At 43.9% G+C, this 24,880-nt stretch carries 12 protein-coding genes and 1 riboswitch; of the genes, 9 read left to right on the top strand and 3 right to left on the bottom strand.

The window, feature by feature from the left end:
* The first annotated feature begins 495 nt into the window (after positions 1-495).
* The 7 genes from ABWT76_RS02530 (at position 496) to ABWT76_RS02500 (ending at position 20,687) form a co-directional block, all read left to right on the top strand.
* On the top strand, positions 496-1,278 hold the full coding sequence (locus ABWT76_RS02530) for an SDR family oxidoreductase (RefSeq protein WP_054469596.1): 783 nt from the start codon (positions 496-498) through the stop codon (positions 1,276-1,278).
* 131 nt (positions 1,279-1,409) lie between these two features.
* On the top strand, positions 1,410-2,105 hold the full coding sequence (locus ABWT76_RS02525) for a Uma2 family endonuclease (RefSeq protein WP_054469595.1): 696 nt from the start codon (positions 1,410-1,412) through the stop codon (positions 2,103-2,105).
* Positions 2,106-2,386: 281 nt separating this feature from the next.
* Complete coding sequence (locus ABWT76_RS02520; protein WP_054469594.1) at positions 2,387-2,614, top strand: hypothetical protein; 228 nt, start codon at positions 2,387-2,389, stop codon at positions 2,612-2,614.
* 753 nt (positions 2,615-3,367) lie between these two features.
* Positions 3,368-9,580 (top strand): CHAT domain-containing protein, encoded by a 6,213-nt coding sequence (locus tag ABWT76_RS02515; protein ID WP_354635596.1) that lies wholly within the window; start codon positions 3,368-3,370, stop codon positions 9,578-9,580.
* Positions 9,581-9,601: 21 nt separating this feature from the next.
* Positions 9,602-9,841 carry a hypothetical protein gene (locus tag ABWT76_RS02510; protein WP_354635595.1) on the top strand — a complete coding sequence of 80 codons (240 nt, stop codon included), beginning with the start codon at positions 9,602-9,604 and terminating at the stop codon, positions 9,839-9,841.
* Positions 9,842-10,439: 598 nt separating this feature from the next.
* On the top strand, positions 10,440-19,361 hold the full coding sequence (locus ABWT76_RS02505; protein WP_354635594.1) for a CHAT domain-containing protein: 8,922 nt from the start codon (positions 10,440-10,442) through the stop codon (positions 19,359-19,361).
* Between the two features lie 159 nt (positions 19,362-19,520).
* The gene (locus ABWT76_RS02500) at positions 19,521-20,687 is read left to right on the top strand and encodes a pyridoxal phosphate-dependent aminotransferase (RefSeq protein ID WP_354635593.1); all 1,167 of its coding nucleotides are present in this window, start codon (positions 19,521-19,523) and stop codon (positions 20,685-20,687) included.
* 669 nt (positions 20,688-21,356) lie between these two features.
* Here the strand turns inward: ABWT76_RS02500 and ABWT76_RS02495 are convergent.
* Positions 21,357-22,229: a hypothetical protein gene (locus tag ABWT76_RS02495; RefSeq protein WP_354635592.1), complete on the bottom strand. Its 873-nt coding sequence runs from the start codon at positions 22,227-22,229 to the stop codon at positions 21,357-21,359.
* Positions 22,226-22,414: a hypothetical protein gene (locus ABWT76_RS02490; protein ID WP_156331936.1), complete on the bottom strand. Its 189-nt coding sequence runs from the start codon at positions 22,412-22,414 to the stop codon at positions 22,226-22,228. The genes ABWT76_RS02495 and ABWT76_RS02490 overlap by 4 nt, the downstream gene beginning before the upstream one ends.
* 122 nt (positions 22,415-22,536) lie before the next feature.
* Between ABWT76_RS02490 and ABWT76_RS02485 the strand changes: the two genes are divergently transcribed.
* Positions 22,537-23,571 carry an alpha/beta hydrolase-fold protein gene (locus ABWT76_RS02485; protein ID WP_354635591.1) on the top strand — a complete coding sequence of 345 codons (1,035 nt, stop codon included), beginning with the start codon at positions 22,537-22,539 and terminating at the stop codon, positions 23,569-23,571.
* A 17-nt stretch (positions 23,572-23,588) separates the two neighbouring features.
* Here the strand turns inward: ABWT76_RS02485 and ABWT76_RS02480 are convergent, their stop codons facing one another.
* Positions 23,589-24,086: a GAF domain-containing protein gene (locus tag ABWT76_RS02480; RefSeq protein ID WP_054468672.1), complete on the bottom strand. Its 498-nt coding sequence runs from the start codon at positions 24,084-24,086 to the stop codon at positions 23,589-23,591.
* Positions 24,087-24,101: 15 nt separating this feature from the next.
* On the opposite strand from ABWT76_RS02480, the gene ABWT76_RS02475 reads away from it, so the two are divergent.
* On the top strand, positions 24,102-24,284 hold the full coding sequence (locus tag ABWT76_RS02475; protein ID WP_156331937.1) for a hypothetical protein: 183 nt from the start codon (positions 24,102-24,104) through the stop codon (positions 24,282-24,284).
* Between the two features lie 497 nt (positions 24,285-24,781).
* A riboswitch (TPP riboswitch) is annotated at positions 24,782-24,877 on the top strand.
* Positions 24,878-24,880 lie beyond the last annotated feature (3 nt).

The raw sequence follows: 24,880 nt of genomic DNA, 5'->3' as shown, positions 1-24,880 counted from the left end.
TAATATTTTCAGCAATAATTTGTCTGCCGGAATGCTTCGCCCCTACAAATCATTGTGGTAGATTTAATAGAAAACCGCTGTAATTGATCCGAGAGACGCTACTAATAGCGTCTCTTTTTTATTTTGATTCATTCCGATATTTTACCAATTTGAAAAAATTTTGCTACAATTCCGAGGTTTATTTGGGCGCAAGCATTGCACCCCTAAAATCTCTGGTGATTTGAAATCTGTAGGGGCGCGGCGGCTTGCGCCCCTAATGCTATGAAGCACAATTTAAAGAACTATAGTGCTACAATTAGGAGCTTAATTTGGGCGCAAGCCGCCGCGCCCCTACTACTGCATTTTTTATTAAAAACGGTATAAGAAACCCGGTTTCTGCGTCCCTCTGCTCCTCTGCCCCTCCGCTCCTCCGCTCCTCTGCTCCCCACACCCCACACCTTCACCAAAAAACGTTAAGATTTGTTAAGAAATCTGCTCATTATTTGGGTTATCACTATGCAGACGGCTTTAATCACGGGCGCCTCATCAGGAATTGGTGCCGCTTTTGCTGAAGAACTGGCGAAACAGCAAACCAATCTGGTTTTGGTAGCCCGTTCTGAAGACAAATTGAATCAACTGGCCGATCGCCTACGGCAAATTGCGCCAATTCAGGTCGAGGTTTTGGTCGCTGACCTGACTCAGACCGGCGCTAATCAGGCAATTTTTGACCAGGTGAGTCAAAAAGGTTTGACCATCGATCTATTAATTAATAATGCTGGATTTGGCGATTATGGGGCATTTAGCGATCGCCCCTTAGCCAAGCAACTAGAAATGATTCAACTGAATATTTTGGCCTTAGTTGAACTCACTTACCTATTTTTGCCAGGGATGAAACGGCAAGGTTCCGGCAGTATTATTAATGTCGGTTCGATCGCCGGTTTTCAACCGTTACCTTATATGTCAGTTTACGCCGCAACTAAGGCATTTGTTCTCAGTTTTACTGAGGCATTGTGGGCAGAAAATCGGCAATTTGGCATTCGGGTGCAAGCCCTTTGTCCTGGGCCAACCAGTACCAATTTCCCCAATGTGGCAGAGTTTCCTAGCGCCATGAATTTTAGTGGGCCGCAAAAACTAGCCACCCCAGAAGAAGTGGTGCTGCAATCCCTCGAAGCTTTAGCAAAAAATGAATCAACCGTGGTTACAGGTGGATTTGGGAATCAATTAATTGTGAATATTCCCCGATTCCTGCCCCGCGAGACTCTAGTCAGCGCGATCGAAAAACAGTTTAAATTTTCTTAATTCAGCCACCGGGTTTCTCAGATAATATTGGGCTAATTTCCGACCAATTTCGGCAAAAATTATCTGAGAAACCCGGTTTTTTTAATCTCTGGGATATAATAAAATATCACAAGATAACGGAGCGGATCATAATGACTCCTATAACTGCTGAAAAACCCACCATTAATATCGCTTTTCCCCAATGGCAACCCGCCACCTGGGATGATTATGTAGCATGGCGGGACAATCCGAACTTGGAACAGGATGTTAGGCTATTTTTTAACCAGGGATATCTTTGGGCTAATATGGGTAACGAAGGAATTAACCACGCAAGATTTAACGATTTATTCACACTGGTATTTTTTGTCTGGTTTTCTCGGAAAAAGGGGTTGCTAGTGGACTCTTTGAGCGGTTGTGTGATTGAAAAACCGCCAAAGCAAGCAGCGGCTCCTGATAAAGTGTTGTATATCGGTGGTGGTTCGCCTCAATGGTCAGAGGGAGAACCGCGACGAATTAATCTGGAACGTTGGCGAGTTCCTGATTTAGTGGGGGAAATAGCTGATACTACTTTAGCGACAGATTTAGATGAGAAAAAACAGCTTTATGCGGCGTTGGGAATTCCCGAATATTGGGTAGTGGATATTAAGGGACGGCAAGTGCTGGCATTCCGGTTACAATCTGATGGGAAATATCAGCAAATTGCCGTTTCTGTAGCTTTGGCAGGATTGCCGATTTCCCTGTTATCGGAAATGTTAGAACAGATGACTGAGGGGAATAATATTAATGCGGCGGTTTGGTTTAATCAGCAGCTTGCTGATTTGGAGAAGTTGGGGAACTCAGAAACCTAGTTTCTGTGATTATCTTTGCCTTAATGCCAAAGTCTCTGAGAAAAACCCGGTTTCTTTGCCCCGCTTTGCCTCCACGCGATCGCCTACGGGAAACCAGAAACGCCAAAAACCGGGTTTCTATGAGAATCTATGCTGAAATCCCAAATTTTTGAGAGAAACCCGGTTTATTTGCCCTCAAAATCTCTGAGAGAAACCCGGTTTCTGCCAAGCTTTTGCTAAAATAAACATAACTTTAAAAAGTTGTAAAGGTTATGCTACTAGAATAGAATCATAGACATTGCTTGCCTGCTGCTGAAGATTTACCCGATTCTGATGATACACCTGTGGATAAAAATCTACAAAATTTATTTAATTCCTGGCTTACTCAAAGCCATTATCGCCATAATTTGGGTAGAAAAAATGGACGGGTTTTTTTAAAGGAGCGAATTTTAACCGTCGAACAAAAGGCAGCTAAATTAGCAGCCAAACTGAGACGTTTAGGCATCGATCCAGAGGAAATCGATTCTTGAAATTTGATTCACCACACAGGCACAGAAACGCCAGACGACTGCATGGCCAACGCGATCGCCCTGCGCCCCTACTGAACATTGATTCCAAGCATTTAATAAAATTTAAATCTTTGACGATGGTTTTTTTTAGGATTATCATAAGTATAAATAAACGTTATTTTAACTGCCTATTAGCTACTACCAATTAGCTGTAATTTAAGGCCGGTTGACGCGATCGACCCATTGACCATCAAAAAAAGCCTTTCAGAGACTTTCCTGGATACACAACCCGCGTTTCTTGTACCCGCGATCGGGGGAATCTACTATTTTTAACTGAATTATTTAACCAAAAAGCGATCGCAACTAATCCGGCTACTGACTAAAAAGCGAAAAAAAATCGATTAATCCGCTGCCAAAACCATTTAAATCAATTTGACTTAGGCCAATCTTGGATTTAACCGCTATATATGTTTCACTGTGGGCATTGCCCACCCTACAAATCTATATATGTTTCATTGTGGGCAATGCCCACCCTACAAATCTACTTTATCATCCTGACAAGGTACTACTGCATTCTCTGTCATTCCCGCCTGCGCGGGAATCCAGAAAAACTCTGTAATTCATCCAGATTATCACCGCTATACCTGTCATTTATTTTTAAATTTTTCCGGTGACAAATTTCCTTTTATCAGTCTTTTGCCTTGCTTATTTTAAACTTAAAAATATCCCGATTATATCAAATAAAATCGGCAAAAATCAGGAAATATCAACCAGATGAACTACCAAAATCAAGCCAAAATCAAGCTAATCTCAGGGGTTATTCTCGCCTCCACAACCCTGGCTATTCCGGTGAATGCCCAACCCATCACCCCCGCAGCCGATGGCACCGGCACCATAGTTAATCAACAAGATAATATCATCAATATTACTGGCGGTCAACGGTCAGCAGACGGCGGCAACTTATTTCATAGTTTTGACCAATTTGGCGTTAATACTGGGCAAACTGCCAACTTTCAATCATCCCCAGAAATCAACAACATTTTAGGGCGAGTAGTCGGCGGTAATGCCTCCATAATTAATGGCATATTGCAAGTCACAGGCGGCAATTCTAACTTATTCTTAATGAACCCAGCGGGAATTCTCTTTGGGCCAAATGCCAGCCTAAATGTACCCGCAGATTTTACCGCTACCACCGCCACATCTATTGGCTTTGGCAATAATAATTGGTTTCAATCTATTGGCGACAATAACTGGGCGAACTTAGTCGGCAATCCCAGTGATTTTAGCTTTAATTTAGCCCAACCAGGATGGGTAGTTAACTTTGCCGACTTAACCTTAAATTCCGGGCAAAATTTAACCTTATTAGGTGGCGGCATTCTCAACAGTGGAAATCTATCCGCACCCGGAAGAAATATTAGTATTGCCGCCGTCCCAGGGGAAAGCCTAGTCAGAATTAGTCAACCGGGGAATATTCTCAGTTTAGATATCGCCACACCGGGATTAAATCAAGGAGTAATTAATCCTTTATCTCTACCACAACTATTGACCGGAGGCAGTCAAATTCTTGACGCCACTCAAGTGCAACATAACCCTGATGGCACCATTACTTTAACCAGTTCAGCCGTCACTATAGACCCGAATACTGATAACGGGTTAGTATTAGCTGCTGGTGACGTGACAACAGAAACCGGCGGTCAGGTAAATGTTTTAACAGGTGGCGGAAACATCATCCTAGACCAAGTGAATAGTGACAAGGTTAATATCAATGCCAATGGCGGAAATATTGCTCAGGTTAATAGCGATTCTTTGATTAATGCCAGTGCAGTTCAACTGCAAACTGTAGGGGCAGGAGGTATTGGTTTAGAAACCGAACCTTTGCGTCTGGAAGCGAATAATTTAGAAGCCACTGCTGGCAGTAGTGGCGCATTTTTTTATGTGCCAAATGGCGATGTGACGATTGGCGGTGTCACCGATGAGTTGACCGGGATTTCTACATATGGTAGTGGTGATATAAGTCTGCAAGCAGAGGGAAATATTACGGTAATTGAGGATATTTCTACATCTGATGATATTCAAAGTGGCGATATCACTTTAACCAGTAATGCTGGTGCCATTGATACAACTGGCGGGTCACTCAATACTACTTATACTAGCACTTCGTCTGATGAAGGATATGCCGGTTTTATAACCTTAACTGCCGAACAGGATATTTACACAGGTAGCATAAGCGTATCTATACCAGATTATGTCTGGGGCTTTACTGGAGATATTACTCTGATTAGCAATGCTGGCGTCATTGATACAACTGGCGGGTCACTGGATATTCTGGCTAATTTAGGACATCTCGGTTCTGTAAGCTTAACTGCCGAGGGCGATATTTACACCAGTAGCATTCAATCATGGGCGATTAGTTTATCGAGTAACAATGGTGCGATCAATACGACTGGCGGTTTACTTCATGTTCATTCGCCTGGTTTAGACAGTTCCGGTTCTGTGACATTAGATGCCGCAGGCGATATTCACACAGGTAGCATATCTTCATTTGCAGCACATTCTACAAGTAATATCACTTTAACTAGCGATGGTGTTATTGATACCACTGGTGGGTCAATCGATATTTCGGCTGGTGAAGATGCTAGTTCTGTCACATTAGATGCGGCAGGTGATATTAAAACAGGCAGCATATCTTTATCTGGTGATTTATCGAGTGGCGATATCACTTTGAATAGCGGTGATGTCATTGACACAACTGGTGGATCGATCGATATTTCCGCTGATTATGGAACTGCCGGTTCTGTCACTTTAACTGCGGTAGGAGATATTCGTGCAACTGATATATCTTTATCTGGTGACGATGTGGGTTATATTAATTTGAATAGCGGTGGTGCCATTGATACAACGGGTGGATCGATCGATACTGGTTCCAAAGGCTCTGGTTCTGTCACCTTGACTGCTGAAGGGAATATTAACACAGGTGACATATTTACATCTCCTGATTTCTGGGGTGGTGACATCACTCTGATCAGCAATAGTGGTGCAATTGATACAACTGGGGGGTTAATTGATGCTTCATCTTACGAAGATGCCGGTTCTATTGCTTTAACTGCCGCACTAGATATTCATACCAGTTCAATAACATCAGATTCCGAAGTAGGTCGTGGCGGTAAGATCACTTTAGAAAGCACTAGCGGATCCATTGACACCAGTGCTGGTCAACTTGATTCTCATTCCCAGGAAGGTTCAGGAGGCCATATCGAGATTGATGCTAGTGGACATATTCTTACAGGGTTTGTAAGTTCTTATAGCCAAAGTTTGTCGGCTGATTCTTACAGCGGAAATATTTGGATCACCAGTCATAATGGCAGTATTGACACCAGTGCTGGTCAACTTGACTCTCATTCCCAGGAAGGTTCAGCAGGCCATATCGAGATCGATGCTAGTGGAGATATTCTTACAGGGTTTGTAAGTTCTTATAACCAAAGTTCGTCTGCTGACTCTTACAGTGGAGATATTTGGATCACCAGTCATAATGGCAGCATTAATACAACAATTGGCAACTTATCTGGGGAAGCCCAAATTAGTCCCATCGATGACGTATCTTCTGTTGAAGTCGCATCAATATTTAACAATGCCCAAGCTAATCTTGCATCTTATGCTCACAGCGGTACAGGGGGCAATGTAATTCTCAAAGCGAATGGTGATATTACCACCTCTCACATCAGCACTTTTGGGTCACAAAGCAGTGGCAATGTCAATATCATCAGTAACAATGGCGCAATTAATACCGGGGTAATCTTCTCTTTTTCCCAATTGAACAATGCTGGTGATGTTACTCTGAATGCTGCGGGTAATATTAGTACCTCTCATATTAGTGCTTGGGGAAATCAACAAGGAGGAAATATTATCATTGATGCGGGTAATATTGCTGGTCAACTCAATAATGATAATCCCTGTGAATGCGTAAATCTTCTGGGTACAGAACCCACTCCTAGTTTCAATATTGGTTCCGCAACGATTCAATCTTTTTCTCAAGTCGGTCATGCGGGGAATGTCACAATTACCACCCGTGGCGATACGAACCTAGGCGGTGATGAAAATCGCCATGCCATTCGCTCTGCGGGATACACCGAAGGCGGTGATATTAGTATTTTCAGTTTGGGCAATATTAACAGTCTGGGAAATATTGAAACTTTTTCAGATAGTGGTATTGGTGGCGATGTTTCCTTAAAGGCTAACGGCAGTGTCGTCCTCAGAAATATTCGCACATTCGGTCTAATTGAAAGCGGCGATCTGATCATTCTTAGCTGTGAAAATCTGGTGAAGACTGGCTTGGTAGAAACCGTTGCCCCCAATGGCACTTCCGGCAATATTCAAATCAACACTTATGGCACCGAAGGCAATATTCAAACTGCGGAATTGGTCTCTGCCGGTGAGGACGGTTCGGGAAATATTACCGTAGTGGCTGAAGATGGTTCTGTGATTACAGAAAATATTGCTTCGACTGCTACAGATGGAGATTCTGGTGATATTACTGTTATTGCTGAAGATGATGTTGAAACTGGTGATATTACCTCTGAGGGTGATGATAATAGTGGCGATATTTCCGTGAATAGTTATGAGGGTTCTGTCACCACTGGTGATGTCACAACCACTGCCGAAAATGGCAACAGTGGCGATGTCAATGTGGCTGCCCAAAATAATGTACAAACTGGTGATATTACCTCTCAATCTAGTCAAAATAGTGGCGATATTTCTGTTAATAGTGATGAGGGTTCTGTCACCACTGGTAATGTGGCAACCGTTGCCCAAAATGGCAATAGTGGCGATGTCACGGTGGCGGCTCAAGATAATGTACAAACCGGAAATATTACCTCCCAAGCTAGTCAAAATAGTGGCGATATTTCTGTGAATAGTGATGAGGGTTCTCTCACCACTGGTAATGTGGCAACCGTTGCCCAAAATGGCAATAGTGGCGATGTCACGGTGGCGGCTCAAGATAATGTACAAACCGGAAATATTACCTCCCAAGCTAGTCAAAATAGTGGCAATATTTCTGTCAATAGTAACGCCGGTTTTGCTACTGCTGGGAATGTGGCCACGGTTGCCGAAAATGGCAGCAGTGGCAATATTGTCCTGCGGGCAAATAACGATATTTACACCCTAAATATTAGCTCGCTTGGTAATGAGAATAGTGGGAATATTTCTGTGAGCAGCGCAACGGGAAGTGTCACCACAGCCAACCTGGAAACTGTAGCAGAAACTGGCAATTCAGGTGATGTTGATTTAACGGCTAGTCAAGATATTAATACCGGAGATATTAGCTCGATCGCGGGCAACAATAGTGGTGATATTGCTGCTACCAGTAACGAAGGATCTATTTCTACGGGAAATATTGAAACTATTGCCCACCAAGGAATTGCCGGAGATATTACCCTGAATGCCCAAGACGATATTAATACTGGCGATATTACTTCTAGCGGTGAAATTGAGAGTGGGGATATTACCCTGAATAGTACCGAAGGGGTTGTAAAAACTGGAGAAATTTCCACCGATACGGGAAAAATTAATATTAATCAAGACGGGCTGAATGATTCAAAAGACAATCCAGCAAATTTAGTAAGTTTGAATAATTTGCCGCTAAATTTTTCTGAATTAACTACAATTTTGAACCATGAAAATCATAATAATTTTACCGAAAATAATTCTCAGAAACCGGCTCAACAAATTCTCGAAAATATTCCAGTATTAACTAGCAATGCGATCCAAACTTCTATAGACGATCGCATCTCAACCATAGAAGAAAGTCGCACCAGTGAATTTGCTGATTTTTTGGGCAGTTCTGCCGAAAATCAGGTGATTACCACCGCTTCAGCGCGAGAAATTTTAGGCAGCATGGCCCAGCAAACGGGCACCCAGTCTGCGGTGGTTTATGTCACCGCTTATGACGATCAATTAGAACTGATATTATTCACCGCTGATGGGTCGCCAATTCGGGCAGCAGTTCCCGAAGCAAATCGTCAAGCTTTGATGCAAAAAGTGACAGAGTTTCGCGAAGCAATTACTCATCCGGCTAAACGGCGTAGCAACAGTTATTTAGCTTCAGCCCAACAACTTTATCAATGGCTAATTGCCCCCATTGAGTCCGAATTACAAGCAGCAAAAATTGATACTATATTATTCAGTATGGATTCGGGTTTACGGGGTTTACCCATTGCTGCTTTACATGATGGTCAACAGTTTTTGGTAGAAAAATATAGCCTGAGTTTGATTCCTTCAGTTAGCTTGATGGATGCCCGCTATCAATCCCTGCAAGGGACAAAGGTTTTGGCAATGGGGGCGAATACTTTCCCGGATATGAATCCTTTACCTGGAGTCGCTGTGGAGTTAAATGTAATTACCCAGAATCTTTGGCCAGGAACTCAGTTGTTCAATCAGGAGTTTACGAGAGAAAATTTGCAGGAAGAACGAGAACATCATGGCTATGATATTGTCCATTTAGCCACTCATGCTGATTTTACCCCAGGGCAAAATAACCAAACATTTATTTACTTCTGGAATGATAAGTTGCCCTTAGATGATTTGCGTGATTTGGGGCTGAATCATCCTGCTACTGAGTTATTAGTTTTGTCCGCTTGTCGCACCGCAGTGGGTGATGAAATTGCCGAGTTAGGATTTGCTGGTTTGGCGGTTCGTACCGGGGTAAAATCCGCTTTGGCAAGTCTATGGTCTATCGATGATACGGCTACTTTGGGTTTTATGGTGGAGTTTTATGAATCTCTCCATTCTGCCCCAATTAAGGCTGAGGCTTTGCGTCAAGCACAAGTGGCAATGATTCATAATCAATTACAGTTTTCTAGTAGTGAATTGCCTGGGTCTAAGCAGTTAAATGAGGCTACTTTGCCCCCAGAGTTGGTGCGAGTGCAGAATATGAATTTGTCCCATCCTTATTTCTGGTCTGGATTTACGATGATTGGTTCTCCGTGGTAGAAGACCAGAAACCGGGTTTCTTTGGGGAATTCTGAACTTAACTCCGATCTCCAAACAGAAACCCGGTTTCTCTGTTGGTTGCCCCGGATTTGGCAACGGATGGGGCAACGGTCAACAGCGATCGCAGATATTCCCCCGATCGCCTGGGACGATTTCTCAGGGGCAACTGGCCTTAGCAAGAAAGCGCCAGCAAGAGAACTCAAGCCGCATCGAGCCAAAACATTTAATAAAATTTTAACCTTTGACGCTCGAATTTTGTAGAGTTATTATAAGTATAAACGACTATTATCTTAACTGCCTATTAGCTACTACCAATTAGCTGTGATTTAAGGCCGGTTGACGCGATCGACCCATTGACCATCAAAAAAAGCCTTTCTGAGACTTTCCTGGATACACAACCCGCGTTTCTTGTACCCGCGATCGGGGGAATCTACTATTTTTAACTGATTATTTAATCAAAAAGCGATCGCAACTAATCCGGCTACTGACTAAAAAGCGAAAAAAAATCGATTAATCCGCTGCCAAAAGCATTTAAATCAATTGGACTTAGGCCAATCTTGGATTTAACTGCTATATATGTTTCACTGTGGGCAATGCCCACCCTACAAATCTATATATGTTTCATTGTGGGCAATGCCCACCCTACAAATCTGCTGCATTCTCTGTCATTCCCGCGCAGGCGGGAATCCAGAAAACCTCTGTAATTCATCCAGATCGTAACCGCTATACCTGTCGTTTATTCTTAAATTTTTTCGGTGACAAATTGCCGTTCACCAGTCTCTTTTTTGGCTAAAAAATTAGTCAAAACAATCCCAATCCGAGCCAATAAAATCGGCAAAAATCAGGAAATATCAACCAGATGAACTACCAAAATCAAGCCAAAATCAAGCTAATCTCAGGGGTTATTATTGCTTCCACAACCCTGACCATTCCGGTGAATGCCCAACCCATCACCCCCGCAGCCGATGGCACCGGCACCATAGTTAATCAACAAGATAATATCATCAATATTACTGGCGGTCAAACCTCATCAAATGGAGCAAACTTATTTCATAGTTTTGACCAATTTGGGGTTAATACTGGGCAAACTGCCAACTTTCAATCATCCCCAGAAATCAACAACATTTTAGGGCGAGTAGTCGGCGGTAATGCCTCCATAATTAATGGCATATTGCAAGTCACAGGCGGCAATTCTAACTTATTCTTAATGAACCCAGCGGGAATTCTCTTTGGGCCAAATGCCAGCCTAAATGTACCCGCAGATTTTACCGCTACCACCGCCACATCTATTGGCTTTGGCAATAACAATTGGTTCCAATCTATTGGCGACAATAACTGGGCAAACCTAGTCGGCAATCCCATTGATTTTAGCTTTGATTTAGCCCAACCAGGATGGGTAGTTAACTTTGGCGACTTAACCTTAAATTCCGGGCAAAATTTAACCTTATTAGGTGGCGGCATTCTCAACAGTGGAAATCTCAACGTTCCCGGAGGAAATATTAGTATTGCTGCCGTCCCTGGGGAAAGCATCGTTAGAATTAGTCAACCGGGGAATATCCTAAGTTTAGATATCGCCACACCGGGATTAAATCAAGGAGTGATTAATCCTTTATCTCTACCAGAACTATTGACCGGAGGCAGTCAAATTCTTGACGCCACTCAAGTGCAACATAATGCTGATGGCACCATTACTTTAACCAGTTCAGCAGTCACCATAGACCCGAATACTGATACCGGGTTAGTGTTACCTGCTGGTGAAATAAATGTAGCAGCAGAAACCGGCGGTCAGGTCAATATTTTCGGCGAAAAAATAGCATTAATCGGCACAGAGATTAACGCCAATGGCATCAATAATGGCGGCACAGTATTAATCGGTGGAGACTACCAAGGCAACGGCATAGTCCCCAATGCCTCACAAACTTTTGTAGACAGAAACTCCTCAATTTCCGCCAACAGTCAAGACCAAGGAAATGGCGGTCGAGTAATAGTTTGGGCTGACGGAATTAACCAATTTAGTGGCAATATTACCGCTACAGGTGGGGTAAATAGTGGCAATGGCGGATTTGTAGAAATATCTGGAAAAGATACTTTAATATTCCGGGGAAATGTGGATGTCAGTGCCAGTCAAGGAATTCCTGGAACTATCCTCTTCGATCCAAAAAATATCACCATTGCTAATAGTGGTTCAGATATTTTAGCCGCCAATGATAATTTTAATGAAAATCCCTCGGCAACAGTCACCTTTGATGCGGATGATATCACCGGGTTAAGTGGTGAGGTGATTCTGGAAGCTAACAACGATATTGCGGTCAGTGAAGATATCGTTACTGGGTCGGTTTCCAGTTTAGAAATGCGGGCTGGACGGAGTATTAATGTCAACGCAAATATTGACACATCTGGCAGTAATGGCAATATTATTTTAAAAGGCAATAATGATAGCGCTAATGTGGCTCAACGGGATGCCGGTGCAGCCAATATCAATATGGCATCTGGCACAACGTTGAATGCTGGACAAGGTAATGTTGAAATAAGTTTAGGTCAATTGGGACAAGTGGGAAATATTACCCTTGACCAAGTGCAGGGCGGTCTAGTTAATGTCAATGCTAATGGCGGAAATATTACTCAGGTTAATAACGATTCTTTAATTAATGCCAGTGCGGTTCAACTGCAAACTGTAGGGGCAGGAGGTATTGGTTTAGAAACCGAACCTTTGCGTCTGGAAGCGAATAACTTAGAAGCAACGGCTGGCAGTGGTGGGGCATTTTTTAATGTGCCCAATGGCGATGTGACGATTGGCGGTGTGACTGATGAGTTAACCGGAATGTCTATCACTGATGGGGGAGATTTCAGACTGGAAGCGGTGGGAAATATTACGGTTAATGAGGGTATTTCTACTGCAACAAATTCTGGAAATTCGGGCAGTATTACCCTAGCAAGTAGTCAGGGAGGGATTGCCGCGAGTTATGCAGTCTTGGATACTCATTCCGTGGCAGGCAATGCCGGTTTTGTCACTTTAAATGCTTTCGGTGATATTCAAGGTTATGAAATTTCATCTTACTCCCAAAGTAGCGGTCGGGGAGGAGATATTTCTGTCACGAGCGAAAACGGTGGCATTTATGTTAACTTGCTGGGTTCTGCGTCGGTGGAAGGAGATGGAGGTTTGATTACCCTGGATGCTTTTGGAGATATTCAAGGTTATGAAATTTCATCTTACTCCCAAAGTAGCGGTCGGGGAGGAGATATTTCTGTCACGAGCGAAAACGGTGGCATTGATGTTGTTTTGTTCTACTCTTTATCTTTGGCAGGAGATGGGGGTACTGTCACTCTGAATGCTGAAGGTAATATTCAGGCAGAGTCGATTTACTCTTATTCTGAGGGTAACGGTGAAGGAGGAGATATTTCTATTACCAGCTACAGTGGTGGAATTGGGACTAATTCTTTGTGGATTAATTCTTCTTCTGTTGGCGGAAATGGAGGTTCTGTTATTCTGGATGCATTGGATGGTATTCAAGCAGAATGGATTTTATCTGCTGTTGGTGATATTGGTCAAGGGGGAGATATTTCTCTGACCAGCCAAAATGGTGCCATTGATGTTAGTTTGCTCGAATCTTATTCGATCGCAGGAGATGGTGGTTCTGTACTCCTGAATGCCTTTGAAAATATTCAGGCAGATTCGATTTATTCTTCTTCCTATGGGAGTGGTCAAGGGGGAGAAGTTTCTCTGACTAGCGAAAACGGTGGTATTAGTAGTAACTGGGTTGAATCTTATTCTGAGGCAGGAGACGGAGGTGCCGTGACTCTGAATGCTGAAAACAATATTCAGACAAGTTGGATTTTATCTAATTCCGAGGGAAGTGGTGCCGGGGGTGATATTTCTCTGACTAGCGAAAACGGTGGTATTAGTGCTAATTGGTTTGACGCTTATTCTGTAGCTGGAAATGGGGGTAATGTCACCCTAAATGCTTTCGGTAATATTCAGTCTTTTGATATTTCTTCTTATTCCGAGGGTAGTGGTAAAGGAGGAGATATTTCTTTGACTAGCCAAAACGGTGGGATAGATGTTTCCTTGTCCGATCTAAATTCTTATTCTGTGGCCGGAGATGGGGGATCTGTGACTCTAAATGCCGCTGAAGATATTCAGGTATATACTATTTCATCTAGTTCCGATGGTAGCGGTGCAGGGGGAGATATTTCTCTGACTAGCGAAAACGGTGGCATTAATACTAATAAGCTTGACTCTTCTTCTTTGACAGGAGATGGGGGTGCGGTGACTTTAAATGCTCTGGGGAATATTCAGACAAATATTATTTCATCTGAAGGCGATAACTCGGGAGGCAATATTCAGTTAAGTAGTGGCAATAGTATTTATAACTCACTGATGAGTAGCTCTTCACCCAATGGTACGGGGGGCGATATTACTCTAACCGCAGGAAATGCGATCGCCACTGGAAACGTCATCTCTGCTGGTTTTGAACAAGGTGGCAACATTGCTCTTACCACTAATTTCGGCGATATTGACACCAGTGCCGGGACTCTTAACGCTCAGGCTATATCGGAAAATGGCGTAAATGGAAATATTACGATCGCCGCTCATATTGGCAACATTACCATTGGCGAATTGAACGGCCCACAAAATATCTCAATTAATGATGGGGGAACTGACAATATCTGGGAGAATAACCCATCCGTGTCGGCCACCGCTGATGCCGATAATATAAATAGTCAAACGGGTCAAATATCCATTCAAGCCCATAACGACATTAATGTTAATGAAGCGATCGTCGCCAACTCCATTGAATCTTTAGCATTAGCCGCAGGGCGCAATATTAATATTAATGCCAACATCGACACCTCTGGCAACAACGGTAATATTACCCTGGAAGCCAACCACAATGGAGCAGACTTGAATCATCGCCAACCTGGAACCGGCAATATCACAATGGCTCCCGGCACCAGCCTCAACTCCGGCAGTGGCAATATCCTGCTGCAACTGGGCACCTTAGCTGAAGTCGGCAACATCACTCTGGCAAATCTCAACACCAGCGGCACCGTCACCGTAATCAGTCCCGGAGGCAATATTTTCTCCGCCGATCGGAATTCGCTAATTACTGCCAATGGGGGAACTTTCCAAACTTATGGCAGTGGGGGAATAGGCACTGCGACCGACCCAATTAACATTACCCTAAATAACTTAGAAGCATCCGCTGGCAGTGGTGGGGCATATTTCCACTCGCCTAATGGGGCTGTCACCGTGGGGGGTGCCAGTAATAACCTCTCCGGGATTTCTACATCTGGGGGCGGCGCCGTCTCCCTGACTGCCGCCGGAAATATTACCGTTAACGAAGATATTTCCACCTTGGTAAGTTCCGGCAATGCGGGCAATATTACCCTGACCAGTGAGGATGGTGCTATTCATGCCACGGGAAATCTTAGTTCTTATACAAGTCAAGGAAATGGTGGTGTTGTCACCATGACCGCAGCGGGCAATATTACTGCAAATGATATTCAGTCGTTTGGCTCCGGTGGTGACGGAGGGGCTGTCACCATGACCGCTGAAGGAGAAATTACGGTGACAGGTGGTATTGACTCCACTGGTTTGGTCGGAGATGGCGGTGATGTCACCATGACCGCTGAGGGCGATATTGCCATTGATGGTCGGATCTGGACTGATGCCGCGTTTGATGGCGGCAGCATTACCCTCACCAGCAACACAGGAGAGATTACCACTGATTTACTCTGGGCTAAGTCTTTCAATGGTAATGCCGGTGCGATCGCCGTCACTGCGGCTGAGGATATTCGGGTACGTGCCATTGAATCACAGGGTAATACGCGAGGTGGCGATATCACTGTCACCAGCAATCACGGTGCCGTTAATACTTCTGAAGGACAAATCAGTGCGATCGCTTGGCAAGGACAGGCAGGTTCGGTAAGCTTAACTGCCGAAAGCAGCATTCAAACAGCGGGGATTGCATCCTTTGGTGGCACTGGTGGCGGTGATATCACTTTAACCAGCGATACTGGTTTCATCGATACCACCCAGGGGCGTTTAGACGCTTATTCTTCCTATGGGAATGGCGGGTCTGTAGTCTTGCGAAGTCCCGGTGAAATTCGGACGAGTGATATTTTTGCTTCGTCGGGTTTTGAGCCTACGAATATTCTCCTACCGCCAAGTTCAGAAGAAATTCCCGACAGCACAGGCAATGCTGGTGATATCACCCTAGAAAGCACCAATAGCGCCATTAATACCAGCGCCGGGATTTTAAACTCTCGGTCTGTTGGCGGCAGTGCCGGTCATATTAATTTAAATGCCAGTAGCGACATTCGCACGGGTTTTGTGGTTTCCTCTGCTGGTTCTGCGGCATCCTCTCAGGGCGGAGATATCACCATCACCAGCCATAATGGGGCCATTAATACCACCGTTGGCGATTTGTCGGCAGAAGCCCAAATCGATCCCACTGACGATGTATCTGTATTAGAAACTGCATCAATATTTGAGAACAATTCGGCTAATTTATCCGCCTATTCTCGCGGGGGGACGGGTGGCAACGTCAGCCTTTCTGCCCCTGGAGATATTACCACCTCTCATATCAGTGCCTTTGGACCCCAAGGAACGGGGAATGTTGACCTGACTAGCAACAATGGCGCGATTAATACCGGGGCAATCTTGTCATTTTCCCAAGCGGGAAATGCGGGGAACGTCACCCTAGAAGCTGCCAATGATATCAATACCTCTCATATCAGTGCTTGGGGAAATCAACAAGGGGGAAATATCGCCATAGAATCCGGTGGCAACTTCGATATTGGTGAAGCAACCATTCACTCTTTTTCTCAAGAAAGTAATGCCGGTGACGTGCAAATTACCACCAGTGGCAATACCACTTTGGGCGGCGATACCAACCGCCATGGCATCCGGTCTGCGGGACAAACAGAAGGGGGCGATATTACCATTCGCAGTTATGGCAATATTGACACCACTGCCGGAGATTTAGAAACCTATTCAGAAACCGGAACAGGTGGCGATGTTTACCTGCACGCAGATAGTAGCGTCAATACCCAAAATATCCGCACATTCGGCCCGGTTGAAAGTGGGGATATTACCATTATTAGTGGTGACAGTAGCGTTAATACTGCTTCCCTAGAAACCATCGCCCCCAATGGCACCAGTGGTGATATTAATATCAACAGTTTTGGCACTTCTGGAAATATCCAAACCGCCAATCTTACTTCGGCTGGTGAAGATGGTTCGGGAAATATTACCGTAGTCGCTGAAGACGGTTCCGTGATTACGAAAAATATTACTTCTCAGGCTACACAAGGAGATTCTGGTGATATTACGGTTGATGGTCAAGATGATGTTATAACTGGTGATATTACCTCCCAAGCCGGTGAAAATAGTGGCGATATTTCCGTAAGTAGCCAAGAAGGTTCTACCACTACTGGGAATGTGGCAACCGTTGCCCAAAATGGCAATAGTGGCGATGTGACTGTAACAGCCCAAAATGATGTTGCTACCGGAAATATTACCTCCCAAGCAGGCCAAAATAGTGGTAATATTTCGGTCAACAGTAATGCCGGTTCTGCTACTACTGGGAATATTGCTACAGTTGCCCAAAATGGCAATAGTGGCGATGTCGCGGTGAATGCCCAAAATGATGTTGCTACCGGAAATATTACCTCCCAAGCAGGCCAAAATAGTGGTAATATTTTAGTCAGTAGTAACGCTGGTTCTGCTACTACTGGTAATATTGCTACAGTTGCCCAAAATGGCAATAGTGGCGATGTGACTGTAACAGCCCAAAATGATGTTGCTACCGGAAATATTACCTCCCAAGCAGGCCAAAATAGTGGTAATATTTTAGTCAACAGTAATGCCGGTTCTGTTACTACTGGGAATATTGCTACAGTTGCAGAAAATGGCAATAGTGGCAATATTGCTGTGCGGGCAAATAACGATATTTACACTCTAAATATTAGCTCGATCGCAGCCATAGATAGTGGCGATATTTCTGTCACCAGCGATACGGGAAATATTAATACAGCCAACCTGGAAACTGTGGCAGAAACCGGCAACTCTGGTGATGTGGATTTGACAGCAAATCAAGATATTAATACTGGAGATATTAGTTCCATAGGCGGTACTAATAGCGGGGATATTTCTGCTACTAGCACTGAAGGGGCAATTTCTACGGGAGATATTGAAACCAGCGCCGAAACCGGAATTGCCGGGGATGTTACTCTCAATGCACAAGACGATATTAATACTGGTTCAATTACTTCTACTGGGGCAATTTCTAGTGGGGATATTACCGTAAATAGCGCCGAAGGAGTTGTGAATACGGGAGAAATTTACACGGACACTGGGGAAATCAATATTCATCAAGGGGGATTAAATTCTGAAAATACCAATTCAGGATTAACTAATTCTATTTCCCAAGATAACCTAAGTCTTAATCCGGTATTTAATCCAGAAAATCACCAGAATATTAATGATAGTGATTCAGAAATTAACTTACCACAAAACCTAGACAATCTGCAAGTATTCACTAGCAATATTCTGGAAACTTCCATCGAAGATCGCATCTCAACCATAGAAGAAAGTCGCACCAGTGAATTTGCTGATTTTTTGGGCAGTTCTGCCGAAAATCAGGTGATTACCACTGCTTCAGCGCGAGAAATTTTAGGCAGCATGGCCGAGCAAACGGGCACCCAGCCTGCGGTAGTTTATGTCACCGCTTATGACGACCAATTAGAACTGATATTATTCACCGCTGATGGGTCGCCAATTCGGGCAGCGGTTCCCGAAGCAAATCGTCAAGCTTTAACCAAACAAGTGCAAGAGTTTCGCAATGAAATTACCGATCCGCGTCAACGGCGTAGCAACAGTTATTTAGCTTCAGCCCAACAACTTTATCAGTGGCTAATTGCCCCCATTGAACCCCAATTACAAGCAGCAGAAATTGATACTATATTATTTAGTATGGATGCCGGTTTGCGGGGTTTACCCATTGCTGCTTTATATGATGGTGAACAGTTTTTGGTAGAAAAATATAGCCTGAGTTTGATTCCTTCAGTTAGCTTGATGGATGCTCATTATCAACCACTGCAAGGCAAAAAAGTTTTGGCAATGGGGGCGGATACCTTCCCGGATGTAGATCCTTTACCTGGAGTATCTTTGGAGTTGAATTTAATTACCCAGAATCTTTGGCGAGGAACTCAGTTGTTCAATCAGGATTTTACGCGAGAAAATTTGCAGCAAGAACGAGAACATCATGGCTATGAGATTGTCCATTTAGCCACTCATGCTGATTTTACCCCAGGGGAAAATAGCCAAACATACATTTATTTCTGGAATGATAAGTTGCCCTTAGACGATTTGCGCGATTTGGGGCTAAATAATCCCGCTACTGAGTTGCTGGTTTTGTCCGCTTGTCGCACCGCAGTGGGTGATGAAATGGCGGAGTTAGGATTTGCTGGGTTGGCGGTTCGTACCGGGGTAAAATCTGCTTTGGCTTCTCTTTGGTATGTGAGTGATGAAGGGACTTTGGGCTTAATGACCGAGTTTTATCAGTTTCTTCATTCTGCCCCAATTAAGGCTGAGGCTTTGCGTCAAGCACAAGTGGCAATGATTCATAATCAAGTGCAAGTGGAAGGCAATGAATTGCGCGGTTCTAAGGCTTTTGATGAGAATACTTTGCCCCCAGAGTTGGTGCGGTTACAAAATATGAATTTGTCCCATCCTTATTTTTGGTCTGGGTTTACGATGATTGGTTCTCCGTGGTAGAAGACCAGAAACCGGGTTTCTTTGGGGGATTCTGAACTTAACTCCGATCGCCAAACAGAAACCCGGTTTCTCTTTTGGTGGCAACGGATGAGATGACGGTAAACATCGATCGCAGATATTGATACGATCGCAGATATTGAGTAGCTTAGTGAATAGATTATGTATATAGAAACGCCGAGAATGCAAGCGGTACAATCACCGATTATTCCGGTGGTGGGGGAGTTGATTCGCCGATCGCCTGGGACGATTTCTCTGGCGCAAGGGGTGGTATATTACGATCCACCGTCAGAGGTGGAATCCCAAATTAGTCAGTTTTTTGCCGATCGCGATAATCATAAGTATAAGGCGGTGGTGGGAATTCCGGCTTTGCATGATGCGATCGCGCATAAGTTGTCCGCAGAGAATGATATGGACATGACGGGTCGGGCAATTGTGGTGACTGCTGGGGGAAATATGGGGTTTATCAATGCGGTTTTGGCGATCGCTTCTCCCGGTGATGAAATTATTCTGCAAACTCCCTATTATTTTAATCACGAAATGGCGATCGCGATCGCTTCTTGTCGGGCGGTTTTGGTCAGTACCGACGAAAATTATCAGTTGCGTCCCGATGCAATTCGGGCGGCAATTACCGATAAAACGCGGGCGATCGTGACGATTTCTCCCAATAATCCCACCGGGGCAGTTTACCCCGAATCGGCCTTACGAGAAATTAATCAAATTTGTCGCGAAAATGGCATTTATCATATTAGCGATGAAGCTTATGAATATTTTACCTATGACGGAGTAAAACACTTTTCTCCCGGTGCCATTGCGGATGGTCAAGATTGGACAATTTCCCTTTATTCTTTGTCCAAAGCTTACGGATTTGCCAGTTGGCGAATTGGTTATATGGTGATTCCCGAAAAGCTATTACTTTCGGTGCAAAAAATCCAAGATACTAATTTAATTTGTGCCCCAGTGATTTCTCAATATGCCGCAATGGGGGCGCTGCAAGCAGGGGTAAACTATTGTCACCAGCATTTAGAGGCGATCGCTAATGCCCGCCAAATTGCCTTAACTGAATTCGCCAAAATCCAAGATTTTTGTATTGTACCACCTGCCCAAGGTGCTTTTTATTTTCTGTTAAAAATTGACACAAATCTTGACCCGATGACTGTAGTAGAAAGGTTGATTCGTGACTATAGAGTTGCCGTGCTGCCAGGGACAACTTTTGGGGTTGAAAAAGGGTGTTATCTGCGGGTGGCTTATGGGGCATTACAAACCGAAACTGCCGCCGAAGGCATTGGGCGATTAGTAGCTGGTTTACAAACAATTGTCAAAGGGTAAATGGGAGGTTTTTAACCGCCAGGGAATGAATTTTCTAATCACCCAAATAACCGCCAGGTAATAAATTCTCTAATCACCCAAATAACCGCCAGGGAATAAATTCCCTGGCTAATAGCTAAAGTCGGTTAAAACCGACTCTTGATGCTTATATTATAAAATTTACAAAAATTAATGCAACAGTAGGTTCACGGGGCGACCACCGCCATCGGATCGCCCCTACATCAACTCAAATAAATCTCGCAATTGTAGCAATAATTTTTGTAAATGGTATTAAAAGCATTTCAGTCGGTTTTAACCGACTTGCGCTATGAGGCGGGGGTTTTAACCCCCGACGGTTGTCGCTTGCTTGCTTGCGCTATGACGCCGGGATTTTAATCCCCGACGGGGTTGTTGCTTGCGCTATGAGGCGGGGGTTTTAACCCCCGACGGGTGTGGTTTATTTTTGAAAAGCGGATTTGATATCAGGGATATTTTTGTCGGATATTTTTTTGGGAGTTTGAATTAATTGCAACTCAGGGGCGATCGCCAGGTATTTATCTATATCTTAAATTGCCATATAAAACCGCCGTTAATTTACTGGTTAAAATTGAATATTTATTGGCTTCATTTATTGGCTTCATTTATTGGCTTAATTGGCTGTATTTGCCAATCAAGGTAATCTGGAACAGATTACGGACGGGAGTTAACGGTCTGTTTATTTAAGTGTTTCACGGCGCGAGTTAAGCGGTTGAGATAGGGTTTGACAATTTCTTTATTTTGTTGTTGCAGTTGGCAAACTTGTTGCTGAAGTTCCAGGATTTGTTGCTGCAATGGTTCAATATCCACGGTTTGAGTTGCTGGAAAATTGCCGATTTTTTGCAGTTGCGTTTGTAACTCGCTAAAGCCCTGAGTGAGTTGGGCAACTTCCGTCTGAATTGCTACGGAAGAAACACCCTGATTTTGAGAAACCTGCAAGGAAGCGATCGCCTGCCGGAGTCCATAAATATCATTAATCATGCTTTGTTGAACATTGCCTAAAGTGGCTTCTGTATGGTCGCGCAAGCGCATAATTCCCCGGCGTAATATAGCAAATTCTTTCTGAATGGTGATTAAATCCATTGGGCCTGTTTGGGGGGAGGTTTTCTCTAAAAATTCTTCGATGTTAGCGACGGTTTCACTAATTCTAGTCACCGTTCCTTCTAAGTCTTGAAATCTATGGGCAGGGGGTAAGGACTGGACGGTATTTTGCAAAGAATCAACGATTTGATTCATCTCCGCGATCGTGGCGGTATTTTGCACTCTGGTTTGCAACTCAACCCGATGGCGATTTAATACATTCAAGGTTAAGGCAAAAACGATCGGCGTGGCGGAAAATAACATTTGTCCAGATAACCCAGCGACGATAGAACCGATCGCCGATGCCCCAATTGAACCATATTCCGCTAAGTCTAGCCAATGGTGTTCTCCGAGTTCCTGGAGACGGTTAGTAAAACTGTTCAAAGATGATTCGGTATTTTGCATAATTTTAATCAGAATATCTAGATGAGCCTTTCTAGCAATCATAAGCGATACATGGTCAAACGGTGCAGCATACAGCCGGATGAATGTCCGCCGTTGATTTTCAGGTTAATTTTAAACGGGCGATCGCACCTTGATGAAATGACATCCCTACATAACATGGCTAACATGGCTAAAATAAGGCTAAATGGTGGACAATATAAATTTAGGATAAATTCAGGCTGAAACATCAGCGCGTGACCGCTAACAGATCGAAGACTTCAGCCGGATATTTATCTTTTTTCAGGATCTTTTTTCAGGATCTTTTTTCAGTGTGCCACATCAGCAGAAGCAAAACAAAGGTTAAACCACTGTGAATCACTATTCAAAGCGGCGATCGCTTCTAAGACATTTTTCGGTCAAGGGAATTCACTATTTAGGAATTAGCTGGCTATGCTTTTTTGTGATCACCGCTTGTTCGCAATTTGAGGTGGCGAAAAATGCCCCCACATCGACCACTAACCAACAAATTCAGCCCATGATTTCGCCAACCAGAGAAAATTCACCAAAACCTATCCGGGAAAATCCCGCAGATTTACATAAAATAGAACTCACTGAAGCCACAACGGGCTGGAATAAAAATCTCATGGTGGATGATGTCCCTTATGATTTATATATTCCTCCCAACTATAACAAAAATTCTGATAGCCATCAAATTTTACCCGTGGTTTTAGTATTGCCCGGTTGGAATTATCCCCGCACTAGATGGGTAGAAGATACTCCGTTGGCGGAATATGCCAATCAATATGGATATGCCTTAATTTTACCAGAAATGTTGACGACTATTTATGAAAGTGCCTATTATCCAGAAACAGAAATGAGGTGGAATTCTTTACCCGGAGGCAAGTTTATCCAAGAACGCTTTATTCCCACAATGCAACAGCGACATCACCTATTAAAACCCGGTTCTCATAATACCTTGCTAGGATTTTCTACCGGGGGCAGAGGGGTGGCTTTAATTGCCTTAGAAAATCCCGGATTATTTGTGGCTGGTGCGAGTTTGGCCGGAGATTTTAGTCAAGAAAATCTGCCCAATGATAACTTAATGACTGCGGTTTATGGTTCATTTTATCAGTTTCCCGAACGGTGGACGGGTCGCGATAATCCTCAAAGGAGATCGCCGGAATGGATGATGCCATTATATTTGGCTCATGGGACCGATGATGCGATCGTTCCCCCGGAACAAAGTCGTCTATTTTATGAGGCATTGGTGCAGCATCATGGGGAGAATATCACCATAGAATATCATGCGATCGCCTCAGCGGGACATGATGCGGATTTTCTCAGCCAACAATTACCGAATGTATTTAATTTTTTCCAAAAATTCCCACAGCAAGTAATAGATTAATTAAGGATATTTAATGATTATGACTGATTTACCAGTACCGGACTCATGGCCAACATATGCGCTTGTGTTTGCATAAATTCTATTTCCGAATTTGACCAATAATGGGGTTTTTGACAATCATGGGCAATTAGCAAACCCCAAAGATTTTGATGCACCAAAACCGGCACTACTAAATTGGCTTTCACCTGAATACTGAGGAGAAAATCTAGATGACATTCGTGAATTGGCTCGATTTCAACATCAGCGATCGCCCGATATCTTCCCGCTTGGTATAGGGCTGCATATTCATCATTAAAACAATCATCGGCGCCGGTAGAGCCAAAAATAGACAATTCTGGATCGCGCAAAGATTCAGCAGTTACTTGACCCTTCCACTGCCGATAAAAATAATACAAAACAATCCGATCTACTTGCAAAAAATCCCGAATATCATATAAAGTTTTTTGCACCAGCACATCTCGCTTGAGACTATTGCCTAGACGTTCGGTAATACTGTTTAAATTTTTGTGAAACATTTATAGATTTCTCTTATGACTGTTCAATATTTTTCTTGGGGCTGTTTACTTGGCACGAAAAAAGCGGCAATTAAGGCAAAAGTTCCGCCAATCAAACCGTTCGCGCAGCGTGCCGGATGGCATTACAACAGCCACAGAGGAAAATTTTTCCCTTTACGTTTGGCCAACAACCCCGCAGCCGTACCCACCGCACAGTGAAGCACCGTTAAACAGACGATTAAAGGTAAATTATCCGTTAATAGCACGCTTAGAGTTTAACCCCATTCTAGAGAATTTTAGAGAATTTGTGCGATCGCATGAGTTTAAAACTTTATTTTATCGCCAAATCTGCTAGGAGATCAAGTAGGGTGTGGGGGGAAGCCGCCGTCGTGTAGGGTGTAGGGTGTAGGGTGTAGGGTGTAGGGTGTAGGGTTCGAGAGGGTGTAGGGTGTAGGGTGTAGGGTGTAGGGGAAGAGGATGCATAGGATGCATAGGATGCATAGGATGCATAGGATGCATAGGAAAATTCTCTATTCTCTTTTCTCTATTCTCTTTTCTCTCTTCCCCCCACACCCCACACCCCACACCCCACACCCCACACCGATGGCGGCCCCACACCTCCCACACCCCGCTCCCCCGCTCCCCACCAGACCGTAACGAAATATGAAAATATTGGGGACGATTCTCACCCAGTCCACAGTCGATGCTACAATCCGAAATTAAGCTAGGGGTGCCTCGTCGTTGAGGCTGAGATAGTCCCTTAGAACCTGAGACTGGGTAATACCAGCGTAGGGAAGCTATTTATCGAGGAATGC

This window comes from Planktothricoides raciborskii GIHE-MW2, from assembly GCF_040564635.1.
Taxonomy (GTDB): domain Bacteria; phylum Cyanobacteriota; class Cyanobacteriia; order Cyanobacteriales; family Laspinemataceae; genus Planktothricoides; species Planktothricoides raciborskii.
The sequence above is the reverse complement of the archived record's forward strand: the minus strand, read 5'-3'. Positions and strand labels throughout refer to the sequence as shown.